Below are 7085 nucleotides of genomic sequence, written 5' to 3'. Positions count from 1 at the left end.
GGTCGAAGAACCCGTCGTCGGCTCCGGCGCGGGCGGGCAGCGCGAGGACCTCGGTGAACAGGTCGGCGAGGAGTTCCTCGCGCTCGCTCGCCGGGGCACGGCCGGAGGCCCCGACCGTGATCTGCGGGGCGGGCAGGGCACGGCGGTCGAGCTTGCCGTTACCCGTCAGCGGGAGGGCGTCGAGGAGGACGACCGCCGAGGGCACCATGTGCGCGGGCAGCTCCGCCGCGGCCAGCGCCCGGACGGCCTGGGCGTCCAGACCCTCCCCCGCGGGCACGACGTAGGCGACCAGGCGCCTGTCGCCGGGACGGTCCTCCCGGTCGATCACCGCGACGTCCCGCACGGAGGCGCTCCGCGACAGGACCGCCTCGATCTCCCCCAGCTCGATCCGGAAACCCCGGATCTTCACCTGGAAGTCCGAGCGGCCCAGATACTCCAGTTCACCGTCGCGCGTCCACCGGGCGAGGTCACCGGAGCGGTACATGCGCGTGCCCGGGGCGCCGAACGGGTCCGCGACGAACCGCTCGGCCGTCAGGCCGTGCCGGGCGTGGTAGCCGCGGGCCAGCCCCGCTCCCGCGACGTACAGCTCGCCGGTCACACCCGCCGGAACCGGCTGGAGACGCTCGTCGAGCACATAGGTCCGCAGATCGGGGAGGGCCGCGCCGATCACCGAGCCGGACGCGGTCTGGCAGGCCACCTCGTCCAGCGCTATGTGGGAGACGTGAACCGTCGTCTCGGTGATCCCGTACATGTTCACGAGGACGGTCCCGGGGCGGCGGGCGGCGAAGGCGGTGAGGCGCTTCAGCTCGAGCGCCTCGCCTCCGAAGATCACGAAGCGGAGGGAGAGGACGGCGGGGGCGGCGGCGTCGGCGGCCATGAGCTGGTAGAACGCCGACGGCGTCTGGTTCAGCACCGTCACCCCCTCGGCCTCGAGCAGCTTCAGGAACTCCACAGGCGAACGCGAGACCCCGTAGGGGACCACCACGAGACGGCCGCCGTACAGCAGAGGACCCCACAGCTCCCACACCGAGAAGTCGAAGGCGTAGGAATGGAACAGCGTCCACACGTCGTCCGGGCCGAAGGAGAACCAGTGCTCCGTCGAGGTCATCAGCCGGATGACGTTGGAGTGCGGGATCACCACGCCCTTGGGACGTCCGGTCGACCCCGAGGTGTAGATCACATAGGCCGGGTGCTCCGGGTCGATCGCCACGCCGAGGTCGGCGGGGTCGTAGGCGTCCAGGTCGGCGGCCAGGAACTCCTCGTCGACGGTCAGCACGGGGCGGGCGTCGTCGAGGGTGTAGGCGATGCGGTCGGCCGGGTAGTCCGGATCGATCGGCACATAGGCCGCGCCGGTCTTCAGCACGGCGAGGATCGCCTCGACGAGCCGCTCCGAGCGCGGCAGCCGCAGCGCCACGAACTGCTCGGGGCCGACGCCCGCGGTCAGCAGGTGCCGGGCCAGGCGGTTGGCCCGCGCGTTGAGCTCGCCGTAGGTGAGGGTGGTCCCCTCGAAGGTGACGGCGGGGGCGTGCGGGCCGAGGGCCGCCCGCTCCTCGAAGGCCGCGACGATCGTCGCGGGCAGCGCGGAGGCGGCCCCCGGGGCGGCGGAGGCCCACTCCCCGAGGATGGTCGCCCGCTCGTCTTCCGTGAGGAGGCCGGTCGCGCTGAGCGGGGCGTCCAGGTCGGCGAGCATTCCCTCGAGCACCCGGTCGAAGCGGTCGAGGAACCCGGCCGCCGTGGCCGGGTCGTACAGGTCGAGCGCGTACTCCAGTTCGCATTCCAGGCCCGCGGGGGCGCCGTCGGCGGAGAACCGCTCGGTGAGGATGAGGAGCTGGTCGAAGCGGGAGACGCCGGCGGTGAGCTGCTCGACCTCGGCGGTGAAACCTTCGTGGTCGAGGCGGGCCTCGGGGTTGTTCTGGAAGGTCAGCGCGTTCTGGAACAGCGGGTGGCGGCCCATGTGGCGCTCGGGGTTGAGGACGTCGACGAGGCGTTCGAACGGCAGGTCCTGATGGGCGTAGGCGGCCAGGTCGGTGTCCCTGACGCGGGCGACGAGCTCGCGGAAGGTCGGGTCTCCGGAGGTGTCGGTGCGCAGGACCAGCATGTTCACGAACATGCCGACCAGGTCGTCCAGTGCCTCGTCGGTGCGGCCCGCGATCGGCGAGCCGACCGGGATGTCCGTCGCACCCGACAGCTTGGCCAGCAGCGCGGCGTAGACGGCCTGGACCACCATGAACGGTGAGGCGCCGGTCTCCCGGGCGGCCTCCAGGACCCGGGCGTGGACCGCGGCGTCCAGGGTCCGGCGGACCGTGCCGCCCCGGTAGGACGCCTGGTCGGGACGCGGCCGGTCGGCGGGCAGGTCGAGCTGCTCGGGCAGCCCGGCCAGCGCCGCGCGCCAGTAGGCGATCTGGCGGTGGAGCAGGCTCTCCTCATCGTCCTCCGCGCCGAACAGTTCCTGCTGCCAGAGCGTGTAGTCGGCGTACTGGACGCGCAGCGGCACCCAGGCGGGGGCCGTCCCGCCGAGCCGGGCGGCGTAGGCGGTGAAGATGTCGCCGGCCAGGGGCGCCATCGACCAGCCGTCACCCGCCACATGGTGCAGGACCAGCACGGCGACATGCAGATCGGGCGCGAGCCGGAACAGGTGGGCGCGCAGCGGGGGCTCGACCGCGATGTCGAAACCGTACCCGGCGGCCTGGGCCAGCGCGATCGGCAGGGACGCCTCGCTCACGTCCGTGACCTGGACGCGCGGGGCGGCGACGGCGGTGTCGAGGATCTGCTGGCGGGGCGTCCCGCCGGAGTCCGGGAAGATCGTCCGCAGCGACTCGTGCCGTCCCACCACGTCCGCGAGGGCCGCCTGGAGCGCGGCGGCGTCCAGCGGTCCCGTCAGCCGCAGCGCGATCGGCAGGTTGTAGGTCGCCGAAGGACCCTCGAACCGGTTGAGGAACCACAGCCGCTGCTGGGCGTAGGACAGCGGAAGCCGGGCGGGCCGCTCGGCGGCCACCAGCGCCGGACGGGCCGGAGCTGCTCCTTCCAGCAGGGCGGACAGCCCCGCGACGGTCGGCGTCTCGAACAGGGTCCGCACCGCGAGCTCGACGCCCAGCGCCGCCCGCGCCTTGGCGATCACGCGCATCGCGGTGAGGGAGTTGCCGCCCAGCTCGAAGAAGTCGTCGTCGATCCCGATCCGCTCGGTGCCCAGCAGCTCGGCGAAGACCGCGGCCAGGACCTCCTCCTGCGGGGTGCGCGGCGCCCGGTAGGCCACCGCGGGCGCCGTCCCGAAGTCGGGAGCGGGCAGGTGCTTGGTGTCGACCTTGCCGTTGGCGGTCAGCGGCAGCTCGTCCAGGACGACGAACGCCGACGGGATCATCGCGTTCGGCAGGTGCTCGGAGACGAACGCCCGCAGCTCCTCCGCGCTGATCTCCGACCCGGGCGCGGGGACCACGTAGGCGACGAGGCGCTTGCCGCCCGGCTCCGCCGCCCTGGGCAGCGGGAGCAGCTCCAGCGTGCCGTCGTGGGTCCAGCGGGCGGGACGGTTCGTGACGTGCAGTCCGTCCGGTGTGACACTTTCGGCGGCCGTGGCGCTGGACGTCGTGGGAGCTGTGAAGCGTTCGCCGGAGCGGGCGCTGGAAGGACCGGGCAGGAACGCGAGGCGGCCTCGGCCGCCGATCGGAAGGGGGTGGTTCATCGCGTCGACGACCAGAGCACGCGCGTCAGCGGGTGCCTGCTCCGCGAGGTCCGCGGTCACCGTGGCGGTGAGGACCGGAGCGTCGTCGGCGAGCATGAGCAGGGTGTCGAGAGTGTCGGTCGTCTCGGCGGCCACGACGGCCCGCAGGAGGCGGACATAGCGCTCGTGATGCGCCGCGGTCTCGGCCTCGGTGTAGAGCTCGGGATGGGCGACGAACTCGAACCGGGAGCCCCTGCCGTCCGCGCTGTCGTAGATGTTGATCGCCAGGTCCTCGACCGGGCTCGTGGTGACGATGTTCTGGGTGCCGCGCGCGGCGCCGAAGGCGATGTCGCCGTAGTCGAAGGCGAGGACGTTGACGACGGGGCCGTGGATGCGGCGGCCGATGAGGCGCAGGTCGCGGATCAGGTCCTCGCGCCGGTACCGCTGGTTGCGCAGCAGCCGGGCGGTGGTGCGGGAGACCGAGCGCGCGAGTTCCTCGACGGTCATCTCCGGGCGCACCGCCAGGCGCAGCGGCAGGATCGACGCCTGGTGCGCGGGGGTCTCCTTCGCCAGGTGCGAGGTGCGGCCCGAGACCGCGAGACCGATGATCACATCGTCGGTGCCGGTCATCTTCGCGCAGTACAGCGCCGTCGCGGCGATCGCCAGGACCGGACTGCCGACCCGGAACCGCCGGGCGGCCGCGGCGTAGGCGGCGGTCTCCTCGTCGCCGAGCGCGGTGCCGGCCTGATGGAAGTGGATCGCGGGGTCGGCGGCGTCGCGGTCGGTCAGCGCGACGACCTCGGGACGGTCGGCGAACCGTTCCAACCAGTACTCACGTTCGGCCTGGTAGCGGGCCGACTGACGGTATTCGTGCTGCTCGGCGAGCAGGGCCCGGTAGTCGCCGTGCTTCTTGGGGACGTACGGGCCGCCGGCGGCGAGCTCGTTGTAGATCTCGGCGGCGCGCTCGTAGGTCTTGGCCCCGGTGAATCCGTCCATGACGATGTGGTGGCAGCGCACGTACCACCAGTGCAGCTCGGGGCCGAGCCGCAGGAAGACGCTGATGTAGAGCCGGTCGCGGAACAGGTCGATCGGGCTGGTCAGGTCGTCGTCGATCCAGGCCCTGGCGGCCTTGACCGGGTCGGGCTCGGCGGAGAAGTCGATCGTCTCGTGCGGGGGGATCTCGCCGTAGCCGATGCGCTGGTGGGGGACGCCTTCCAGCTCGACGAGCCGGAAATTGAGAACCTCGGCCTCCGAGCCGCCCGCTTCCGCGACACGGTTGAACAGTTCGGTGTCGAACGGTCCTTTGATCTCGAGGTACTGGGCGACATAGAGGGGAGTCTGCGGACTGAACTGCTGCGCGAACCACACGCTCTGCTGCGCGGCGGAGAGAGGTAGCACCGAGTCATTCGAAACCGTGTCCGTCGAAACCGCGTCCATGAAAATCTCGGAAGAAGGCATTTGGGGGAATCGCTTTCGCGGTTCGGGGAGTGGAAGTTCTGGATGCAGGAGTTCAGTCGCGAAAAGAACAGACTTCGACCAATGCCCCTTTCCCCGCATTACGTTTCCCGCACGCGGCCGTCATCAATTTCGCCGCCCGTTTGACGACGCCGCGCCCCAATCGGCAGCCCTCCGGCGACCTTACTGATTGGTAGTGGGGGCTCAGTTAACCAGGGGGCAACATGCTTCGCAATCCCCCCATAAGTGGAACTTAACGGGCACGATTGCTCACTCCTGTGACAAGAAACGCCCGTCAGACACCGATGATCACGTGTCCGTTACGCTACAGATGACAAGCCGTCGAGGGCCCTGAACCGGCCAGCGGAAGCCTAACGATTCGGGCAAGGGCCCGAAACTATCACTCTCGTTACAAACCGATCTCGTGAACCACTACGGCCACAGCGCCGACGCTCGGATGACGCTGCAGCACGGCCTCGATCTCGCCCAGTTCCATCCGGACACCGGAGATCTTCACCTGCCGGTCGACCCGGCCGAGGTACTGCAGCGGACCGGACGGCAGCACCTTGACCGCGTCGCCCGTCCGGTACAAACGCCTGGTCAGGGTCTCCTCGAAGGGGTCGGCGAAGAAGGCGTCACGGGTCTTGTCATGGTTGGACAGGTAGCCGCGGCCGACGCCGGTGCCACCCACGAACAGCTCTCCGGTCTCTCCCCTGTCGCAGGCGAACCAGCGGTCGTCCTCCTTGCGGAGCACGTAGAGCCGGGTGTTGACGACCGGGGTGCCGATCGGCAGCCGCAGCAGCTCCAGATCACTCAGCGTGACGGTGTGGTGGGTGACGTCGTCGGAGCACTCGGTCGGGCCGTAGGCGTTGACGAGCCCGGCCTGGGGCATCTCGGTCAGCCAGCGGCGGGCGACCTCGCCGGGGAGTTCCTCGCCGGTGGCGAGCATCCAGCGCAGGCCAGCGATCTGGTTGCCCTCCTGGGCGGCGAGATCGTCCAGGAGCAGCCGGACCATCGTGGGCACGAGCTCGACGATAGTGATGGCCTGGGCGTCGATGACCTGGGCGAACGCCACCGAGTCATAGGAGGTCTCGTCGCTGATGACATGGACCTGGCCGCCGTTGATCAGCGGGCAGATCATCTGCCAGATGGAGATGTCGAAGCCGAGCGGCGCGGTCTGGGCGACGACGTCGTCCTCCGTCATGCCGAGGTCGACGATCTTGGCGTAGAGGTGGTTGACCATGCCCTGGTGCTCGACGACCGCGCCCTTGGGCTTGCCGGTCGAACCCGAGGTGAACAGCACGTACCGGGGCTGGTCGAGCGAGTCCAGCCGGGCCGGTCCCGCCCACGGCTCACAGCTCGCGACCTGCGCGGACCTGACGATCGAGACACCGGCCTTGGCCGCGCCCTCGGCCAGCACCGGGGTGATCTCGCCGGGGTCGGTGTTGAACAGCACCCGCACCCCGGCCTGCTCCAGCACGTCGGCGACGCGGTTGGCGGGCCAGATCGTGTCGGCCGGCACGTACAGCGCGCCGAGCAGTTCCAGCGCGAGGAACGCGGCGATGACGCTCACGCTCCGTACACCGCCGACGGCGACGACGTCGCCCGGCCGCACCCCGGCGCCCTCCAGGAGGGTCGCGATCCGGCGTGATTCCTCCGCCAGTTGCGCATAGGTGAGCGCCCGCGCCTCGTCCCGCACCGCGGGACGGTCCTGAGCTGCGGCGATGCGCTCGACCCTGGTGATGACGGCCTCGGTGAGGTCGACCTGGTGGTCCCGGCTCATGGCCAGGCCCCGCGCCCGCTCGATCTCCGCGGGAGAGATCGTCAGCCTCGGCAGCTCTTCCACGCCGAGCAGACCATCCAAGATCGTCACGAAACCGCTCCTAGTCCGGAGTCATTCGCCCTTATGGGTTCTTAAGAGGATAACGGGGCTTGCAGCCCAACTTGCCCTACTGTACGGTAATCACCGCCACGG

General features: G+C 70.4%; 2 protein-coding genes. Both read right to left on the bottom strand.

The features are described 5' to 3' along the window. Positions 1-5053, bottom strand: a 5053-nt coding sequence (locus tag ABD785_RS29160) for an amino acid adenylation domain-containing protein (RefSeq protein WP_344834678.1), incomplete at its 3' end; no start/stop codon positions are given. Positions 5054-5519: 466 nt separating this feature from the next. Further along, entirely contained in the window at positions 5520-6983 is a 1464-nt protein-coding gene (locus tag ABD785_RS29155; RefSeq protein WP_344834676.1) for an amino acid adenylation domain-containing protein, read from the bottom strand. Between the last annotated feature and the right edge of the window lie 102 nt (positions 6984-7085).

The sequence above is a fragment of the Actinocorallia longicatena genome (assembly GCF_039534125.1).
Lineage (GTDB): Bacteria > Actinomycetota > Actinomycetes > Streptosporangiales > Streptosporangiaceae > Actinocorallia > Actinocorallia longicatena.
The sequence above is the reverse complement of the archived record's forward strand: the minus strand, read 5'-3'. Positions and strand labels throughout refer to the sequence as shown.